Annotated in this window: 19 protein-coding genes and 1 other annotated feature; of the genes, 2 read left to right on the forward strand and 17 right to left on the reverse strand. The window is 48.3% G+C overall.

From position 1 onward, the window contains the following. Positions 1-23 precede the first annotated feature (23 nt). Genes nadA through nadB form a run of 3 tightly spaced genes read right to left on the reverse strand, consistent with a single transcriptional unit; the run spans position 24 to position 3560 of the window. Positions 24-1133, reverse strand: a complete 1110-nt coding sequence (gene nadA, locus A4U59_RS11215) for a quinolinate synthase NadA (RefSeq protein WP_070120794.1) — start codon at positions 1131-1133, stop codon at positions 24-26. A gap of 34 nt (positions 1134-1167) precedes the next feature. Continuing rightward, complete coding sequence (gene nadC, locus A4U59_RS11220) at positions 1168-1998, reverse strand: carboxylating nicotinate-nucleotide diphosphorylase (protein ID WP_070120795.1); 831 nt, start codon at positions 1996-1998, stop codon at positions 1168-1170. Beyond that, on the reverse strand, positions 1995-3560 hold the full coding sequence (nadB, locus tag A4U59_RS11225) for an L-aspartate oxidase (protein ID WP_070120796.1): 1566 nt from the start codon (positions 3558-3560) through the stop codon (positions 1995-1997). Before nadB ends, nadC begins: the two co-directional genes overlap by 4 nt. Positions 3561-3864: 304 nt before the next feature. Here nadB and A4U59_RS11230 point away from each other — a divergent pair, with 304 nt between their 5' ends. Then, the gene (locus tag A4U59_RS11230; RefSeq protein ID WP_245680540.1) at positions 3865-5031 is read left to right on the forward strand and encodes an IscS subfamily cysteine desulfurase; all 1167 of its coding nucleotides are present in this window, start codon (positions 3865-3867) and stop codon (positions 5029-5031) included. Between the two features lie 20 nt (positions 5032-5051). Then, positions 5052-5591: a transcription repressor NadR gene (locus tag A4U59_RS11235; RefSeq protein WP_070120798.1), complete on the forward strand. Its 540-nt coding sequence runs from the start codon at positions 5052-5054 to the stop codon at positions 5589-5591. Positions 5592-5624: 33 nt separating this feature from the next. Here A4U59_RS11235 and pheA read toward each other — a convergent pair whose 3' ends face one another. From pheA to mreC, 14 genes are all read right to left on the reverse strand, one after another. After that, positions 5625-6509 carry a prephenate dehydratase gene (gene pheA, locus A4U59_RS11240; RefSeq protein ID WP_245680541.1) on the reverse strand — a complete coding sequence of 295 codons (885 nt, stop codon included), beginning with the start codon at positions 6507-6509 and terminating at the stop codon, positions 5625-5627. Beyond that, a complete protein-coding gene (locus tag A4U59_RS11245; RefSeq protein WP_070120799.1) occupies positions 6509-6958 on the reverse strand; it encodes an ACT domain-containing protein in 450 nt (149 codons plus the stop codon). Before A4U59_RS11245 ends, pheA begins: the two co-directional genes overlap by 1 nt. A gap of 361 nt (positions 6959-7319) precedes the next feature. Continuing rightward, a complete protein-coding gene (gene obgE / locus A4U59_RS11255; protein ID WP_070120801.1) occupies positions 7320-8606 on the reverse strand; it encodes a GTPase ObgE in 1287 nt (428 codons plus the stop codon). Positions 8607-8662: 56 nt separating this feature from the next. Continuing rightward, positions 8663-9205, reverse strand: a complete 543-nt coding sequence (locus A4U59_RS11260; RefSeq protein ID WP_070120802.1) for a Spo0B C-terminal domain-containing protein — start codon at positions 9203-9205, stop codon at positions 8663-8665. A 201-nt stretch (positions 9206-9406) separates the two neighbouring features. After that, positions 9407-9697: a 50S ribosomal protein L27 gene (gene rpmA, locus A4U59_RS11265; RefSeq protein WP_070120803.1), complete on the reverse strand. Its 291-nt coding sequence runs from the start codon at positions 9695-9697 to the stop codon at positions 9407-9409. 5 nt (positions 9698-9702) lie between these two features. Continuing rightward, positions 9703-10038 carry a ribosomal-processing cysteine protease Prp gene (locus A4U59_RS11270; protein ID WP_070120804.1) on the reverse strand — a complete coding sequence of 112 codons (336 nt, stop codon included), beginning with the start codon at positions 10036-10038 and terminating at the stop codon, positions 9703-9705. A gap of 11 nt (positions 10039-10049) precedes the next feature. Further along, positions 10050-10358 (reverse strand): 50S ribosomal protein L21, encoded by a 309-nt coding sequence (gene rplU / locus A4U59_RS11275; protein ID WP_070120805.1) that lies wholly within the window; start codon positions 10356-10358, stop codon positions 10050-10052. Between the two features lie 12 nt (positions 10359-10370). Then, positions 10371-10439: a sequence feature (ribosomal protein L21 leader region), on the reverse strand. Positions 10440-10501: 62 nt separating this feature from the next. Then, positions 10502-11977: an Rne/Rng family ribonuclease gene (locus tag A4U59_RS11280; RefSeq protein ID WP_070120806.1), complete on the reverse strand. Its 1476-nt coding sequence runs from the start codon at positions 11975-11977 to the stop codon at positions 10502-10504. Positions 11978-12011: 34 nt separating this feature from the next. Next, the gene (locus tag A4U59_RS11285; protein ID WP_070120807.1) at positions 12012-12860 is read right to left on the reverse strand and encodes a M50 family metallopeptidase; all 849 of its coding nucleotides are present in this window, start codon (positions 12858-12860) and stop codon (positions 12012-12014) included. Then, positions 12853-13665, reverse strand: a complete 813-nt coding sequence (locus tag A4U59_RS11290) for a M23 family metallopeptidase (protein ID WP_070120808.1) — start codon at positions 13663-13665, stop codon at positions 12853-12855. Before A4U59_RS11290 ends, A4U59_RS11285 begins: the two co-directional genes overlap by 8 nt. 819 nt (positions 13666-14484) lie before the next feature. After that, the gene (minD, locus tag A4U59_RS11300) at positions 14485-15282 is read right to left on the reverse strand and encodes a septum site-determining protein MinD (RefSeq protein WP_070120810.1); all 798 of its coding nucleotides are present in this window, start codon (positions 15280-15282) and stop codon (positions 14485-14487) included. 15 nt (positions 15283-15297) lie between these two features. Continuing rightward, positions 15298-15972 carry a septum site-determining protein MinC gene (minC, locus tag A4U59_RS11305; RefSeq protein ID WP_070120811.1) on the reverse strand — a complete coding sequence of 225 codons (675 nt, stop codon included), beginning with the start codon at positions 15970-15972 and terminating at the stop codon, positions 15298-15300. Positions 15973-16042: 70 nt separating this feature from the next. Further along, the gene (gene mreD, locus A4U59_RS11310) at positions 16043-16564 is read right to left on the reverse strand and encodes a rod shape-determining protein MreD (RefSeq protein ID WP_070120812.1); all 522 of its coding nucleotides are present in this window, start codon (positions 16562-16564) and stop codon (positions 16043-16045) included. Next, positions 16561-17442 carry a rod shape-determining protein MreC gene (gene mreC / locus A4U59_RS11315; RefSeq protein ID WP_070120813.1) on the reverse strand — a complete coding sequence of 294 codons (882 nt, stop codon included), beginning with the start codon at positions 17440-17442 and terminating at the stop codon, positions 16561-16563. Before mreC ends, mreD begins: the two co-directional genes overlap by 4 nt. Positions 17443-17445 lie beyond the last annotated feature (3 nt).

Below are 17445 nucleotides of genomic sequence, written 5' to 3' on the forward strand. Positions count from 1 at the left end.
AACTTATGCACGGAGGGATTTCATTATGCCAGCTTAAGCATCCGCTCAAGCGCCAGCCTGGCGTCTTCGGCGGTTTGCTGAGCGACAGAAATTTTATTTGTGATTTTATTTTCCAGGATATTGTCAAGTGACCATGCCAGATGCTGCAAATCTATCCTGTTCATCGTCAGACAGGCGCACATATATGGATTCAGGCTGATTATATCTTTATCGGGATTTTCCTTTATTAACCGGTTTACGAGGTTCATTTCCGTTCCAATCGCCCATTTAGAGCCCGGAACTGCAGCAGTCACTGTCTCGATGATTTTTTTGGTTGAACCATTTTCATCTGCTGCCTGTACAACTTCAAACGTACATTCGGGGTGAACAATAATTCTGCGGTCCCGTTCCTGTACCCTAATCTTTTGCACGTTCTCTGTGGTGAACGTTTCATGGACCGAGCAATGGCCTTTCCAGAGGATGACTTTTACTTCATCTGGATTTCCCTCTGTTTCAAGTGTTCCTGTAACAGGATCCCATACAGCCATTTGTTCAAGTGGGATGCCAAGCGAGTATGCAGTGTTACGGCCAAGATGCTGGTCAGGTAAAAAAAGGATTCGTTCCTTTTGGTCAAAAGCCCACTTGACCATTTTCTCTGCATTGGAGGAAGTTACCGTCGCACCGCCATGTTTTCCGACAAATGCCTTGATGGCAGCAGTGGAATTCACATAGGTCAGCGGCAAAATCGTATCTCCAAATTTTCTGCTAAGCATCTCCCATGCCCGTTCTGTCTGGTGAATATCTGCCATATCCGCCATCGAGCATCCTGCCCTCATATCCGGCAGGATCACCTGCTGGCTGGCACCTGTAAGAATATCGGCGGTTTCGGCCATAAAATGAACCCCGCAAAATACGATAAACTCTGCCCGGTCATTATTTTCTGCAAGCCTTGCCAGTTCGAGCGAATCACCCCTTGCATCCGCAAACTGGATAACCTCATCCTTTTGATAATGATGACCGGGTATGAAAAGCTTATCCCCAAGTTCGAATTTCGCATTCCGAATTTTTTCTTCCAGCTCTGTTCTTTCCATATTATAGTAATCGTTAGGGATTTTCGCTTTTCCGTTTTTATCCATAAGTTCCAAAATATCCATTTTTCTCTCTCCCATCCCTTCTGCTCAAATTCATTTAGGAAATATCGAAACTGATATCCAGTGCTTTAAAAGAATGTGTAAGCATTCCAAGTGAAATCGCATCTATGCCGGTATTTCGGTAATCAGCTATATTATCAAGCGTTATCCCGCCTGAGACTTCTGTGACTATATGGCGCGGCACCAAATTTCTCCATTCTGCCGCTTCCTGTGGCGAGCAATTGTCAAACATGATGATATCTGCACCCGCTTGCACCGCTTCCTTAACCTGATCGGCGGACTCCGTCTCGACCTCTATTTTGACGGTATGCCCAATCTTTTTCCGGACTCGGTCCACCGCTTCCGATATTCCGCCGGCAGCAGCAATATGATTATCTTTAAGCATTACGGCATCATAAAGCCCGAGTCTGTGATTGATGCCGCCGCCGCACCTTACAGCATATTTTTCCAGCATCCTTAGGCCGGGCGTTGTTTTGCGGGTATCGGTCACTTTTATTGAATTGTTCCCGAGGCTTTCTACAGCAGCTCTTGTTGTGGTTGCCACCCCGCTCATACGCTGTAAAAGATTAAGGATCACCCGTTCTCCGCTCAAAAGGGCGGCAGTGTTTCCCCGGACTTCAGCTGCAGCTTCCCCAGGTTTAACCAGATCCCCGTCTTTCTTCATGTAGGTCACCGTGACTGAAGGATCAAGCAGCCGGTATCCTTCATAAATGAGCTCCAGCCCGGCGATTGTACCTTCCTCTTTTATAAGGAAAATCCCGCTAGCCTGTTCACTTCCATCGAATACACTGAGGTTTGTTAAATCTCCTTCTCCGATATCTTCCATAAAAAAAGTTTTAAATAATTTCTCAAGTTTTATTTTATTCATCTCGACTCCACCACTTCGCCTTTCTTTTCCAATTGAAAAATTACATGCCGGGTTTTCCATACTTTGTCATCCGGAGCGGGAAAATCTTCGCGGAAATGGCAGCCTCTGCTCTCATTTCTTTTTAAAGCCGCAGTTACGACAAGCCAGCTGGTTGTCAGCATATTCACCACTTCAATTTCAGACAGCGACAATCCGCTCAGGCTGACACTCCTATAATCGGGAATAATCTCTTCAAACCAACGCTTTGCAGTCCTTAATCCAATTTCGTTTCGGTGAATCCCCGCATATTTGGACATTACCGCGCGGATTTCTTCTTTGTCTGGCAATAGGATTTTGTTGACCGGCTCCCGCTGCAGGGGACCGGCGAACTGTATGGAACTTTTTTTAACTGCCGTCTCGGCAAGTACGGTTTCAGCAAACCCGGATGCAAAAGTGATGGCTTCCAACAGGGAATTACTCGCTAGCCTATTGGCGCCATGCACACCTGTACAGGCCGCTTCGCCTACCGCATATAGTCCAGGGATATTTGTCCGGCCGTCTGTTTTCGCCTCAATGCCGCCCATCGTGAAATGGGCTCCCGGAACTACAGGAATACGTGTATTGGCACCAATTGCCACGCCATTGGATTCACAGAGACCGGTAATAGACGGAAACCGCTTTCCAAATTCCTTAATCTGCGAGATATCAAGGAAGACCCGTTCCCTCATCCGTTCCGCCTTGAAGATTTCCCTTGCCACAATGTCACGGGGAGCAAGGTCCAATAATGGATGGATTCCTTTCATCAGCCGCCTGCCGGATTCGGTTACCAGCCTTCCCCCTTCTCCTCTGACCGCTTCGGAGATTAGCCCCTTGACTTTACCGCCTGCAAACAGCATTGTCGGATGAAATTGGACAAACTCCATGTCCGAAAGAGCTGCGCCTGCCCGATAGGCCATAGCAGCGCCATCGCCAGTAATGGAAAGATCATTTGAAGAGTGTGCGTAAAGAGCTCCATAGCCGCCGGAAGCAATCAATACCGATTGGCCATAATACCTGCTTTCCCTGCCGTTTTTACCCATGGCTGTAACACCGATGCATCGGCCGCCTTCAATAATCAGGTCAACCGCTGTCATGTTCTCCTCCACAGCTGCTCTCCCGCTGATACGCTGCTGGAACCATTTCGTAAAATGTTTGCCTGTCGCGTCACCCCCGGCGTGTATAATGCGCCTTCTGGTGTGGGCCCCTTCCATCCCGAGCTCAATCTCCCCATTGGATGAACGGTCCACAGGTAATCCTTCTTTAATATATTCAGTCAATAATTCAACACCTTTTGCTGTCAGATGCTTTACTGCTTCACTATCATTAAACCCCGAACCGGCAGCCATTGTGTCGTCAAAGTGGGCCTGCGGGTCATCTTCACCGGCAATGGCTGCCGCTACCCCGCCCTGCGCCTTCATTGAATTACTTTGGTGGCGAGCTCCTTTTGTGATTATCCTCACATTCAAGTGCGCAGAAAGATGGTCTGCAGCGGCAAGGGCTGCAAGGCCACTGCCGATTATGACAACATCACTGAATCTATCCATGTCCCATCCCCCATGTGTTTTTACATATGTCTTGACACTTATCATTACATATCCTTTAATTGAGTACAAGGGTTTTTTCTTTTTGCAATTTAACAAAGGGGGATTTGATTTTCGCCGCAGTTCCCCCCTTTCACCAGCGGCATCTGTTCTTGCTTCCCTACAGTCGTATTCACGGTGTCTTCTTTACCAAAGGGCGGGCGTTTGCTTCATCATAGCTTTCGCTGTCCCGCATATCAGCACCAATCCGCCTGTTTATGAACCAGTGAGTGCTATCCAATAGATGCAAAACAATCAGAGTCTTCTTATGAAAAGGAGAAATGCTATGATTTACCTTGACCATGCAGCGTCAACACCCATGTCTGAAAAGGCTTTAGCAGCATATGCTGCTGCCGCAGGAAGGTTTTACGCCAATACGAAAAGCCTTCATGAGGAAGGACAGCTTGCGGAAGAAATGCTTGATATTTTACGGAAAGAACTTGCTGTACTGCACAATGTCCCTGCACAGGGGCTGTATTTCACAAGCGGTGGCACCGAAGGTAATTTTCTTGCCATCACTTCGCTGGCCAGATTTGATAGCGGCGGATCCGGACGGCATCTGATTACAACTGAAATTGAACATCCATCGGTCCTCAACACATTTTCCATGCTCGAAAAAGATGGTTTTTCTGTCACCCGCCTAAAGCCTGACAAATACGGAAGAATCAGCCCGGCAGCATTGCAGGCTGCTTTAAGGCCCGAAACGAAACTCGTCTCCATCCAGCATGTCAATTCTGAAATCGGTACAATTCAGCCTATCTCAGAGTTGGGGAGTGTGCTTAAAGGTACGGGAGCACTTTTTCACAGCGATTGTGTCCAGTCTTTTGGAAAGGTGGATTTTGACCCGCTGTCAGCCGGACTGGACAGCTTTACGACATCCGCCCATAAAATAAACGGGCCAAAAGGAACGGGTGCCGTTTATATCAACCCTGCTATCGGATTTGACCCTTTTTATCCCAATTCAGCTCATGAAAATGGGTTCCGCCCTGGAACTGTCGATCTTCCGGCAGTTGCGGCATTTACTGCTGCTGCTTCAGAAACAGTCAGTACACAGGAAATCCGCCTGAACAAAAACCGGAAGCTGAGAAAGAAATTCTTATCAGGTATAATGGATGGGAATCGGAAGATCATGATTGAAGGACATCCGCAGGAAACAGCCCCGCATATTATCGGACTCCGTGTTGAAGGAATGGAAGGACAGATGCTGATGCAGGCCTGCAGCCGCAATGGCATCGCATTTGCGACAGGCTCTGCATGCAGTTCCAGTAAGCAGCAGCCATCCCATGTGCTTACAGCAATCGGAAGGACAGCTGATGAAGCCCGTTCTTTTTGCAGGATATCACTCGGCAGCATGACAACCGGGGATGAGATTGATAAAACAGTGGATGTATTCAAACATGCCATAAAGGAAATGCTGCCTGTCCCAAGACGATAAAGAATAAAGGAGTGAACGAAATGAGGGAAGAAAAAAAAATCCTCGGTGAAGAACGAAGAGAGATGATTTTGAAATGGCTGAAGGAAGCTGAGCGGCCGCTCACAGGCACTGAACTGGCCCGACGCACAAACGTGAGCCGCCAGGTAGTCGTACAGGACATTTCCCTTTTAAAAGCCAAAAAAGAACCGATTATCGCAACCTCTCAGGGATATCTATATATGAATATGAAACAAGAGGGAGAAAAAAGGCGGCGTGTTATCGCATGCAAGCATGATCCCGAAGAGACACGCAACGAACTTTTTATCCTTGCCGACCACGGGGTGACCGTAAAGGACGTAACAATCGAACATCCTGTCTACGGAGATTTAACTGCCTCGGTCATGGTTTCGACCCGGCAGGAAGTCGAGCTGTTTCTGGAAAAAATGGAAAATACGAACGCAGCTCTCTTATCTGAGCTTACAGATGGAACGCACTTGCATACGATAGAAGCCGACACGAATAAACAGCTTGATGAAGCCTGCCGCGAACTTGACCGGGCCGGCTACCTGCTCCGGTCCTGATTGGAGGTCCTCCGACAGGCAAGCTTCATGATATCATCGAAAAAAATAGGACGGATAACTCCCGAGAATGGTGACCCGGCAGCCAAGCGCTTCGAGCTCGGCCTTCACACCAGGGATAAGGACGCCGTCCAGCTTCATTTCCACATCTATGATAAAAAAATAATTTCCAAGTCCCGTCTTTGTCGGACGGGATTCAATTTTGGACAAATTTAATTTACGCCATGAAAATGCCGAGAGCACCTGATGCAGCGCTCCTGAATAATCATCGCCGAGGGTGACCATGAGCGTCGTTTTATACGACGGCTTGACCGCAGTTGATGCAATCTCGGTATCTTTCCTGGCAACGACCATAAAGCGTGTATGATTATTGTTGAAATCGTGGATATTGCGTTTGACCACTTCAAGGCCGTATTCCTTTGCGGCAAACTCGTTTCCGACAGCCGCAATGCACCTGTCCGGATGTTCTTTCACAAAAGCGGCCGCCAGTCCAGTTGAATTCATATAATGCAGATTCACAACAGGCATATTGCGGTGAAAAAACTGATGGCACTGGGCAATCGCATGTGAATGGGAATAGACGTCAGAGATTTTATCCCATTTCCCTTCGTTTTGCGGATGAACCATCAAATGCTGGGTGATCGGCACAATTACTTCTCCTACTATCGGAAGCGGCTGTTCATGAATCAAATAATCGATCGTCAAGTTGACCGATCCTTCTATCGCATTTTCAAGCGGAACAACCGCATAATCGACGCTTCCTTCCGCTACTGCATCAAGGCATTCCGGTATTGTCGGAAATGGCACATGCTCCCGATCCCGCATCAACTGCACTGTTGCATATTCTGTAAATGTGCCTTTTGGCCCTAAAAAACCTACTCTGTTTCCCATCTCTTCTCCATCTGCCTTTCTGTCTGTCATCAAGCACCTGTCCCCAGAATATCGACCTGTTCAACAAACTCCATTTTTCTGAGCCGATTGATCAGCTCATCAATTTCAATTTTTAAACCTGATGTGTCAAGGGAAAGCGTCACATTGGCACGCCCCTGCAGCGGAATCGTCTGATGAATCGTCAGAACATTTCCACCCGCGCCCGCTACGATCCCAAGCAAGTGGGAAAGTGTACCGGACCGGTCTTCAAGGTGGAAAAACAATGAAATGATTTGCTCTTTCACCATTGTATGAAATGGAAATACCCGGTCCCTGTATTTATAAAAAGCGCTGCGGCTGAGGTCAACCATATTGACCGCTTCACTTACATTTTCAGCCTTTCCCCGTTCCAAAAGTGCTTTGGCCTCAAGCGTCTTTTTCATCGCTTCCGGCAAAATATCTTCACTTACAAGATAAAATTGTTGATCTGAATGGGACATATTACTTCCCGCACCCTTCGCTATTTGATAGTTTCGGCCGGTTTGGACCGCTCGCAATGTACACAGCATTCATAACATGCCGTGTGTGAAAAGCCATATTATCATTCTAATGGAAATGGTCCGCTTTCCAAAGTCATTTTTACTTTTCCGGCTTGTTTTTTTAATGGCTGCCCAAATTATCGGACAAGTTTCAGGTTGACCGGGGAATCCTCTCCCTTTCCACGGACTAAGCTGCCATGTCTCTTTGCTCGTATTCCCCAGCCTGCACTTACCGCTTTTTTCCACAGGCATCCGATATTTCCCTTCTGCACGAAAATATCAAAAGGCAGGCCGGGCTTATCCGCCAGCCTGCCTCTTTTCTTTAATCGACAAATTCAAATTCATATTCCAGGATGCGAACTGTATCTCCGTCCTCGGCACCGCGGCGCCGGAGTTCATCATCAATTCCCATGCTCCGCATTTGCCTTGAAAAACGGCGGATGGATTCCTCATGATTGAAGTTTGTCATTTTGAACAGCTTTTCGATTTTCTCCCCTGAAACGACGAACGTGCCGTCACTTTCACGGGTCACGGAAAATGGCTGTTCTTCTTTTTCAAACTTGTACAGCACCCGTTCCTCTTCTTCCGCCTCCGGCTCGATCAGCGGGAACTCTGGTGTCGTTTCAAGAAGGTCGGCCACTTTGAACAACATGTCCCGCAAGCCTTCGCGTGTCACAGCCGATATTGGATAAACCGGGATATCTTCACCGGCTTTAGCCTTGAATACTTCAAGATTCTCCTTTGAAGACGGAAGATCCATCTTGTTGGCTGCTACGATCTGCGGCCGTTCCGTAAGCCTCAAATTATATTCTTTCAACTCGTCGTTTATGGTAAGGAAATCTTCGTAAGGATCCCGGTCTTCGGTTCCCGACATATCAATGACATGAATAATGACCCGAGTCCGTTCAATGTGGCGGAGAAACTGGTGGCCGAGCCCAACACCTTCATGGGCGCCTTCAATAAGGCCCGGCAAGTCAGCGATGACAAAGCTCCGGTTATCTTCTGTTTCAACCACACCGAGATTCGGTTTAAGGGTGGTGAAATGGTACTCGGCGATCTTCGGCTTGGCAGATGTCAAAACAGACAGCAGAGTGGATTTCCCCACACTCGGATATCCGACAAGGCCTGCATCCGCAAGCAGCTTTAATTCCATCCGGATGTTGCGTTCCTGGCCCGGTTCGCCGTTTTCGGCAATCTCAGGCGCCGGATTTGCCGGCGTCGCAAATCGGGTATTTCCCCTTCCGCCGCGTCCGCCTTTTGCAATGACAGCCTGCTGTCCATGTTTGACAAGATCAGCAATCGTGTCACCAGTATCATCATCAGTCACAATCGTGCCCGGAGGCACACTGATTACCATCGGGGCAGCATTTTTGCCATGCTGTTTCTTTGACATGCCATTTTCCCCGCGTTTGGCCTTGAAATGGCGCTGATAGCGGAAATCCATCAACGTCCTCAATCCTTCATCCACTTCAAAAACGACGTCTGCACCATTACCGCCATCGCCGCCCGCCGGGCCGCCTTTCGGCACATATTTTTCCCGCCGGAAAGCAACCATGCCGTTGCCGCCATCGCCGCCTTTCACATATACTTTAACCTGATCGACAAACATTGTTTTCACCTCGCTTTAAAACCCATTCTGATTTAGTTTGTTCAAAGCCTGTTATCTCAATCCTGCCTGAATTCCAAAATCCCTGTCACTTCTTCACTTGTGAAACTAGCTTCACGGAAATCAAAGCAGGGTGTTTCCGTATGTTCATGGCACCACTCACGGAGCGGGCCAGCATCAATCAGACCGCCGGTGAAATCGATTGCCATCCTCGGATCACCGCCCATAAGCTGGAACGTCAGCATCAAATGCTGTTCATATCCTTTATCCACCAGCTTTTGCAGCTCTGTTGTGAATTCCCGGAGCCATTGGACAAGGGTGGCATCACAGGCGGATATATTCGCTTCGTCAGCTGATACTTCAAATTCAAGAAAAAGCGGTGAAGAGGTCCAGTTATACGTCAATACCCATTCTGCAGTAGAAGGAATCTGTAAATTCGTCAACTTCGACTCGTTTTGCGCCCCGATGATAATTTCTTCCACAATTTCGTTTACCCGGTCAATCCGATCCAAAGCCAGATTCCCTTTGATCAGCTGGATTTTATTCAGCCAGTCATGGCGTGCATAACGGAGCACATCGACTGTTTTCCAATTGTTTTTCATACTCTGCACTCCCACAATTATCATTTTCCTCAGCAGGCCATAGTTAAAAGGCCTGAAAGATATTTTTCATATTGTGCTTAATGCTGTCCATCATGCCGGCACCTTTTCGGGGAGTACTTCATGTATGTATAAGCCGGCTGCCCGGGCTGCTGCACGAGCCTAAAAGAAAACTCTAACCGATTCGGTTAGAGTTTTTTTGGCTTACGCTTCATTTGCTTCCGGGTATACACTTACACGCTTGCGGTTGCGGCCCATACGCTCAAATTTAACGACGCCGTCAACTTTAGCGAATAGAGTGTCATCTCCGCCGCGTCCTACGTTTTCACCAGGATACACCTTTGTACCGCGCTGGCGGTAAAGGATGGAACCTCCGGATACGAACTGTCCGTCTGCACGCTTGGCGCCAAGGCGCTTGGAGATGGAGTCACGTCCGTTCTTTGTTGAACCTACACCTTTTTTGGAAGCGAAGAACTGAAGATTCAGTTTAAGCATGGTATTCACCTCCTGCGATCTTTAATTGTAATATATTTCCCATAATCATTTTCAATCGTCTGCAGCGATACGAGCATGCCCTCAAGGAGCAGCTGTACCTTCTCATCTGTGTCTTTGTCTGTCTCTGGGACAACACAGCGGAGAAAGCCGCCGTCTTCCCCCTGGCTCACTTCCAGATCCACATCCAGAAGGGACATGACAGCATTCAGGGCACCGAACGAAACCGCAGATGCACCTGCACAAACGAGATCATGTCCATACGGGCCGCTTTCGGCATGCCCGCTCATCTCAAAAGACGAGATCGTGCCGTTATCGTTCCGGCTGACTTCAACTTTTATCATAAGCCGAAGCCTTAACCGTTGATTTTGTCAATGACAACTTTAGTGTACGGCTGGCGATGGCCCTGCTTGCGGCGATAGTTCTTCTTCGGCTTGTACTTGAATACAGTGAGCTTCTTCGCACGGCCGTGCTTTTCAACTTTCGCTGTAACAGTAGCACCGTCAACAACCGGGCTGCCGACTTTAACGTCGTCGCCTCCAACCATCAGTACGCGGTCGAACGTCACTGTTTCGCCTTCATTCACGTCCAATTTCTCAACGTAAACTTCCTGGCCTTCTTCAACACGAACTTGTTTTCCGCCTGTTTCAATAATTGCGTACATTTCTGCACCTCCTCATTTACTAAGACTCGCCATCACAGGTGACTATGCTTGAATACCTGGTCTGAGCGGTTGTAGCCGGGTGCGCTACAAATTAATAACAAAATAAATCGTATCACATCATTCATTCATTTGTCAACGGATTCTCAGCGTTTCGCAATGCTTTCTTTTATCTCCGCAATCATTCCAAGACGGCGGATGACCGCAAACGGCCGGACAGCATCCGAGATGGTGATAAACAGCTTTTTATTTGCTATATTATCGAATCTTTCTTTATCGGTACGAAGCAGTCCGGCAACATCAGCCGACGCCTCCACCCAGGCGGCTTCCGCATCGTCACGGCTGTAATCAAGCAGTTCCCTTTCAAGCATGTACAGCACTTCCCAGCTTGACCGGACCCGGCCGGTTCCGCTGCATGACGGGCAGGGGTCTGTCATCTGTTCCAACAGGCTTTGCCTTGTTTTTTTCCTCGTCATTTCCACAAGGCCGAGTCTCGTAAATCCTTTTATGTCGGTCCGCTGTTTGTCAGATGAAAAAGCCTGCTGCAACTCTTTCAGTACAGCTTTGCGGTCTGTGTCTTTTTTCATGTCAATGAAATCAATCAGCAAAATACCTGATAAATTTCTTAGCCGTACTTGCTTTGCAATTTCGGTTGCCGCCTCCATATTCGTTTTGTACACCGTTTCGGAAAGGACGCGCCGGCCTGTGAATTTCCCGGTGTTCACATCAATGACCGTCATTGCCTCAGTCGTTTCAACGACGAGATAACCGCCGCTTTTCAGCCAGACTTTTTGCTGGAGCGCTTTTTCAATCTGCTGCTCAAGCCCGAATGCCGAAAATATGCCTCTTTCCCCTCTATAGAACTCGACTTCAGCTGCAGCAGCGGAATAACCTGACAGTCTTTCTTTCAACTTATTGCAGACCAAGCTGTCATCGGCAGTGATAAGCCTGATATTTTCAAGGCCGGCATCCGTCATGATCTGTTCGATGAAGTCATTTTCTTCATAGATCAATATGGGGGCTGAACGGCCGGAGTATGTGCTGGTCATTTCCCGCCATCGCCTTCTGAGATAGCGGAGTTCCTCTTTCATCTCGCCTAGTTCCCAGCTGAGGCCCGCCGTCCGCACAATCAATCCTTCACGGTTTTCAGTCAGCAGGCGGGCTGTTGATTTCATTTTTTCCCGTTCGGAATCAGCAGCCCGTTTTGAAACGGCAACATAGTTCCCGTCCGGCAAATATACAAGTCCACGGCCCGGCACTTCCACAATATTGGTCAGCTTCGGCCCTTTGTCACCGGTCGGTTCTTTTACCACCTGGACAATGAGCTCTTCGCCCTGTTTCACAAGCTGCGAAATGGAAAGGCTGTCCTTTTCGCCTTCTGCCTTCTTGTTATGTTTAAAAGAAAGCAGCTGATCACGATGCAAATATCCGTTTTTTCCGATTCCAATGTCGACAAAACAGGCCTGCATTCCGGGCAGAACATCAATGACCCTTCCTTTATATATATTGCCGAGTATGCTGGTTTTCCCTGGATGGCGGATCACAACTTCTGCCAACCGGCTGCCTTCAAGAACAGCCATCCGTTTTTCCGTGCCCGCCATATTCAAAATTAGATGTCTCATCGTCCCACTTCCCGATTATGTGCTGTCCTTTATTCTAATCGAAAAGCTCCCCGATTGTACAGGAGGTCCGCTTCTCTTTGAAATATGCCTGAAGGACAAGCTGTTCTTCGGCATTCTTTTCCGGCACGCCTTCCTGGTGGAAAGAATGCTTTTTGGTTCGGTAAAAAAGCGGAAACAGGCCGGTCACTTGTTCATCTCCGCGGACAGAATAATCGACGACCGGTTTTCCGGCAGTAATGGAAGGCCTTGAATACCGTTCAAGCAGGAACCTGATCAGGAGGTACCCCCGCTGCTTCCACTCCTGCCGGAGAGAAAAAAGGATGAATGAAAATACAAGCCACAAATTAAGCTGGTAAGGGATCACAAAAAAAACAGCAGCCGAGCATATGATCAGCAACCCCAGGGAAACAAGCAGCATAACAGCATGGGCTTTTTTAAAGGGAAGACGCACGGAGAGCAGGAGAAACAGCAGTTTTCCTCCGTCCAGCGGCCAGACCGGGAGGAGATTGAACAGAAGGATAGTCAAATTATATTCCATCAAGCGGCGGAACAAGTCAGGAGCAAGCAAACCATTCATGCTTAAGCTAATGGCGAGGACCGCAATAAATAGGTGCTGGATTGGACCGGCAAGGATAACAGCAGCCTCCTCTGCAGCCGGCCTGTTTCCGTATTCTTCCACCTTCGCCACCCCTCCGAACGGCAGCAGCATGACAGAGGTGATCCGCCACTTGTAATATGCAGCCGCAGCAGCGTGGCCAATTTCATGCCAGAAGACGACCGCGAACAATAAAACGACTTCTGTAAAACGGCCGGAAGCGATTCCGAGTCCGAGTACCAGCCAAAAAAGCGGATGAATATGGATTTTGCCGAATAGGTCATTCAAACGGGAACACCTTTAAAGGGTCGATGAAGTCACCGTCTTGCTTAATCGCAAAATAAAATGATCCCGCACCGCTGTCCCCCTGTTTCACTGTTCCGATTCTTGTTTTTGTTTCAATGAAGTCGTATAGCCGTACATCTATATCTTCCAGATTTCCATACCACGTTTCCCATGTTTTCGTGCCGTCGGCATGCTGGATGATGACCGTATTTCCGAACTCTTCTTTTTGGCCTGCAAAAATGACAATTCCCTCTTTTACAGCTTCAACAGCCGAATTTCCGCCTGTTTCAAGATGAATCCCTTCACCGTTTTTCTCAAAGCTTTCCGTCACTTTTCCACCGATTACCGGCACCGCATAATCATAAGAACTCTCCAGTTTATCGCCGGCAGGAGTCCCTTCACGTTCCGCCTCCTTTTCCGGAAGAAGAGCGACCGGTGTGCCGAATGTGTCTTTATACCAGGTAGAAACGGCAGCGAACTGAAACTCCTGCTCGAACGTGCTCGTCACAGCCGAACGGGCTTCATCAAGAGCCGGAGTCGTATCCTTGAATAATATTCCGGCAGATAAAAACAAGGCGGAGGCGGTCAGAATCCTGAATATAAGCCACTCCCTGTTGAAAAGAGGATGCCCTTTGCTGCCTGTTTTCTGAAATTCCTGGGAACTGAGCGGCGCCAGTCCATGCCTCTCCTCCACTCCCGGCAGCTTCACGTAGCGGCCCGGTCTGCCCTCTTGTTTCACAACCCTGCCCTTACTGGCCTGCCGGCGCTTTTCAATTCGTTTGCGCGCTTCTGTCACTCGATTTTTCATATTCACAACCATCCTTCGGCTTTTTACTATCATCCTATGACTTGTCCGTGTGGTTTATGAGTTAGCGTTCGGTGTTGATATGGTGACTTGCAGGGAGTCAGGAGGAAACCGGATTTCAGCACAAAAGAACAAAAGCGCAAGGCGCCCGCTTAGCGGCGTACGCATAAGCGGGGGTACCCGCAGGAAGGTGATCTTTCCTTCCGAAGGGGATCACCGCTTATGACGATAGCCGCTGGCGCCTGGAGCTGGATGACTCCCTTCTCGCTTTTTATCCACAACGCAACAATTTTATATTTTCCTTAACAGCAAAAAAACCCTGCCAGAGACAGAGCGTTTCATGAATATTTTAATTTGAAAGTGGAGTCGGCTTCCGATGCAGATGCTTGCTTTCACCAGGAGCATAGTGCGGTATCCGTTCTTGTTTGCCTTCGGTCGCACTTATGGTGTATTCTTTGCCGCTGTCTGGAGGCGAGCCTCCGGCGGGGTTATACCTTTCCTGCCGCTCCCGTCGGAGGGGATTGCTGAAGACAAAAATAAATGGTACAAGGGGATCCGGTGATACTCCGCTTTCCCTGCATGCGGTGAGAATTCAGGGATTGATGTTTAACAACATCCTTCGGAAACACGGACGAGCCAAAGCCCCGCAGCCCGGAATGCAACAAGCGGTGAGGCTGTACGGAGCCTCCGTAAACCCTTGTCAACAGATAAATCCTCCGATATATCATCCTGTCAATAACAGTTAGCACGGTTATTGAATTCAGTCTCATTTGAAGAGGCAGTTTCAGGGCGTCCGTTTGAAAAGATTCCCCTCAGGCTGAATTAACGGATTCCGAAAAATTTCTTCATCTTTGCGAACATTCCTTTTTCCTCTTCCAATGAGAGGAGCGGGACTGATTCACCGAGTATCCGGCGAGCAATGTTGCGGTAGGCGATTGACGCTTTCGTTGAAGGATCAAGCGCGATCGGTTCACCGCTATTGGAAGCCTTGATGACATTGTCATCATCAGCGACGATTCCAAGCAGGTCGATAGCCAGGACAGAAACGATTTCATCGACATCAAGCATATCGCCGCTTTTCATCATATGATTGCGGATCCTGTTGACAACAAGGCGCGGCGACTCGATTTGATCTTCCTGTTCCAGAAGGCCGATGATACGATCAGCGTCTCTTACGGATGACACTTCCGGTGTGGTGACGACAATCGCCTTGTCCGCACCTGCGACGGCATTTTTGAAGCCCTGCTCGATACCGGCCGGACAGTCAATCAGAATATAATCGAAGTCTTGCTTAAGCTCGTTAATGATTTCTACCATCTGTCCAGGTGTCACCGCCGACTTATCTTTGGTCTGGGCAGCCGGCAGCAAATATAAATGTTCAAACCGCTTATCTTTGATCAAGGCCTGCTGCAGCCGGCACCGGCCTTCAGCAGCATCGACAAGATCATAAATAATCCGGTTTTCAAGCCCCATAACGACATCCAGATTCCGTAGACCGATATCCGTGTCAACAAGGCACACTTTTTTTCCTGTAAGGGCCAGAGCGGTTCCGATATTCGCTGTAGTGGTTGTCTTACCTACCCCGCCTTTGCCAGATGTGATGACGATTGCATCTCCCACGCTGCATTCCCCTTTCTATTTCAACCTGTTTAACTGCGGCCTGATATGGGTCAAATACTGAAGCCGCTCAATCAGGATTTGATGGTTTTCATCTATATAGGCACATTCCATATCGAGTTGATCTTCTTCGTTTTTCGAATCGGGTGACCTTGAAATCACATCTGCGATTCTAAGCTGTGATGGTTTCATGATGGAAGCAGCGACGACGGCATCTTCGTTTCCGTTGCAGCCGGCATGAGCGATTCCTTTCAATGCCCCCAGCACGAAAATGTTGCCTGCAGCCTTGACGGTACCGCCGGGATTGACATCGCCGATTAAAAGCAGGTCGCCTTTCACCTCCAGAACCTGTCCTGAACGGACAATTTTGGCCGCGGACAGCACTTCCTGGCTTTCTTTCCATTCGCGCGCCTCTTTTTTGGTCATGACACTGGAGTTTATTTCTTCTACGACTAGATTCTTTTTGGTGCGGATCAATTCACGGATCTGCTCTTCCTGCTCCTTTGTCAAATAGCGATTGCCCACTTCCAGACGGACAATAACCAGGGGGCGTTCTTCATCTTGATGATGGTTAGAAGAGAGTTTATGGTCAAGCTCCTTAAGGAGCTCATCAAACGAACACTTGTCATCGATGTACAGGGTCAAGCCTTTTTTCGTGCCTTTGATCGCCACGTATTGCTGATTGTGTCCCATATGAACTGTTCACCTCAGAGAATAATAATTCGACAAATCGTCCGGAACTCCTTTTTTCCGGAAGACCGGTTCAGCTTTCCTGCAGATTGGCTTTCCGCAGGTCGATAAACCATTTCCTGAACGGAAAAAAGACGGCCAGGACGAATAGCGCATTCAAAATGAGCGTCGGATAAAGCCTGTTATTCAGGAAAGTCTCAAACAGCATATGGGTAATGCCGATCAAACTGTACATCCCATAAACCGTAAATTCCAGTGCAGCCACCATGCCGAGACCGACAAGCAGCACGACAAAAAAGCTGGCATGAAGAAACTTCATCAGCTGGACAGTGATATAGGCAAAAAAAGCGAACGTGAACATATAAATGCCAATAATATCAGTGTATACCAGATCATAAAGCAAGCCTGTGAACATGCCGTAATAAATTCCATATACAGGATCATAAAAAATGGCGATGAACAGGATGGTAATAAATAAAAAGTGGGGTACGGGCAAATAAAGCAGCCCGAACAGCTCAGGCGGCATATTGTCTGCAAAAATGCTTTCAGCGATCAAAATGAACAGGACAACAAAAGGAAGGATGGCTCTGGTCATCCCTCATCATCCTCCTTTTGCTGATCCAATTCAGGTTCCGGAGAAACAGCCTGCCGTTCCACGATCACCACATGGTCAATATCATAAAAGTCTGCGGCAGGCTTGATCAGCGCTGTCTGGGTCAATCCGTATTCATCCGACTGCACCTCAATGATTTCCCCGATGACGAGCCCTTCAGGAAAGACACCGCCAAGGCCGGAGGTCACAACCATTTCCCCTTTTTTCACTTCCACATCAAACGGGATACGCTTAAACAGCAATGCCTGCTTGTCCGGGTCATATCCTTCGATAAGGCCGAACACTTTTTCTTTGCCGCTGACTACCGCAGATATGCGGTTTGTCCGGTCCATACCGCTCAACAGCTTGACACTCGACGTAAACTGGGCAGTGAATTTGACCCTTCCAAGCATGCCGTCCGGTGTGATGACAGCCATATCCTGTTTCACACCGTGCTGTGCTCCTTTATTGACAGTAATCATTTCATTCCAGCGATCCGGACTGCGGGCAATGACAGTGGCCTGGATCGGATTCATATCCGATAAGTCATCTTTTTTATCAAGGATGTTCCGGAGCCGACCGTTTTCATCCCTAAGCTCGTTAGCTTCGATTGAAAGCTCTACATATTCGTCAAGGCGGGCCTTGAGCCTCGCATTTTCGCTGTACAAATTCTTCATTTCATCTACGTTTTCAAAGAAACCCGCTACAAATTGAGCGGGTTGGTGAAAGACCGACTGAAACCATCCGGTCGTATCTTTGACTAACTGTTCCGGCCAGGACAGCTGCTGGCGGTTATTCAAGGAAAAACCGATCAATGCCACGAGAAAGATGATGCTTACTAGCAGGACGATAAGCCGTTTATTGAAAAAGAATTGTGGCATGAC

It is taken from the genome of Bacillus marinisedimentorum (assembly GCF_001644195.2).
Taxonomy (GTDB): domain Bacteria; phylum Bacillota; class Bacilli; order Bacillales; family Bacillaceae_O; genus Bacillus_BL; species Bacillus_BL marinisedimentorum.

What these genes read in the sequence shown, in the direction of transcription:
- nadC (WP_070120795.1), bottom strand. Translation starts at nt 1,998, where the DNA reads ATGAATAAAATAAAACTTGAGAAATTATTTAAAACTTTTTTTATGGAA.
- mreD (WP_070120812.1), bottom strand. Translation starts at nt 16,564, where the DNA reads ATGACCAGAGCCATCCTTCCTTTTGTTGTCCTGTTCATTTTGATCGCT.
- A4U59_RS11245 (WP_070120799.1), bottom strand. Translation starts at nt 6,958, where the DNA reads ATGTCCCATTCAGATCAACAATTTTATCTTGTAAGTGAAGATATTTTG.
- A4U59_RS11290 (WP_070120808.1), bottom strand. Translation starts at nt 13,665, where the DNA reads ATGAAAAATCGAGTGACAGAAGCGCGCAAACGAATTGAAAAGCGCCGG.
- mreC (WP_070120813.1), bottom strand. Translation starts at nt 17,442, where the DNA reads ATGCCACAATTCTTTTTCAATAAACGGCTTATCGTCCTGCTAGTAAGC.
- nadA (WP_070120794.1), bottom strand. Translation starts at nt 1,133, where the DNA reads ATGGATATTTTGGAACTTATGGATAAAAACGGAAAAGCGAAAATCCCT.
- rplU (WP_070120805.1), bottom strand. Translation starts at nt 10,358, where the DNA reads ATGTACGCAATTATTGAAACAGGCGGAAAACAAGTTCGTGTTGAAGAA.
- A4U59_RS11280 (WP_070120806.1), bottom strand. Translation starts at nt 11,977, where the DNA reads ATGAGACATCTAATTTTGAATATGGCGGGCACGGAAAAACGGATGGCT.
- A4U59_RS11260 (WP_070120802.1), bottom strand. Translation starts at nt 9,205, where the DNA reads ATGAAAAACAATTGGAAAACAGTCGATGTGCTCCGTTATGCACGCCAT.
- pheA (WP_245680541.1), bottom strand. Translation starts at nt 6,509, where the DNA reads ATGACAGACAGAAAGGCAGATGGAGAAGAGATGGGAAACAGAGTAGGT.
- A4U59_RS11235 (WP_070120798.1), top strand. Translation starts at nt 5,052, where the DNA reads ATGAGGGAAGAAAAAAAAATCCTCGGTGAAGAACGAAGAGAGATGATT.
- rpmA (WP_070120803.1), bottom strand. Translation starts at nt 9,697, where the DNA reads ATGCTTAAACTGAATCTTCAGTTCTTCGCTTCCAAAAAAGGTGTAGGT.
- nadB (WP_070120796.1), bottom strand. Translation starts at nt 3,560, where the DNA reads ATGGATAGATTCAGTGATGTTGTCATAATCGGCAGTGGCCTTGCAGCC.
- A4U59_RS11270 (WP_070120804.1), bottom strand. Translation starts at nt 10,038, where the DNA reads ATGATAAAAGTTGAAGTCAGCCGGAACGATAACGGCACGATCTCGTCT.
- obgE (WP_070120801.1), bottom strand. Translation starts at nt 8,606, where the DNA reads ATGTTTGTCGATCAGGTTAAAGTATATGTGAAAGGCGGCGATGGCGGC.
- minC (WP_070120811.1), bottom strand. Translation starts at nt 15,972, where the DNA reads ATGGGACACAATCAGCAATACGTGGCGATCAAAGGCACGAAAAAAGGC.
- A4U59_RS11230 (WP_245680540.1), top strand. Translation starts at nt 3,865, where the DNA reads ATGAAAAGGAGAAATGCTATGATTTACCTTGACCATGCAGCGTCAACA.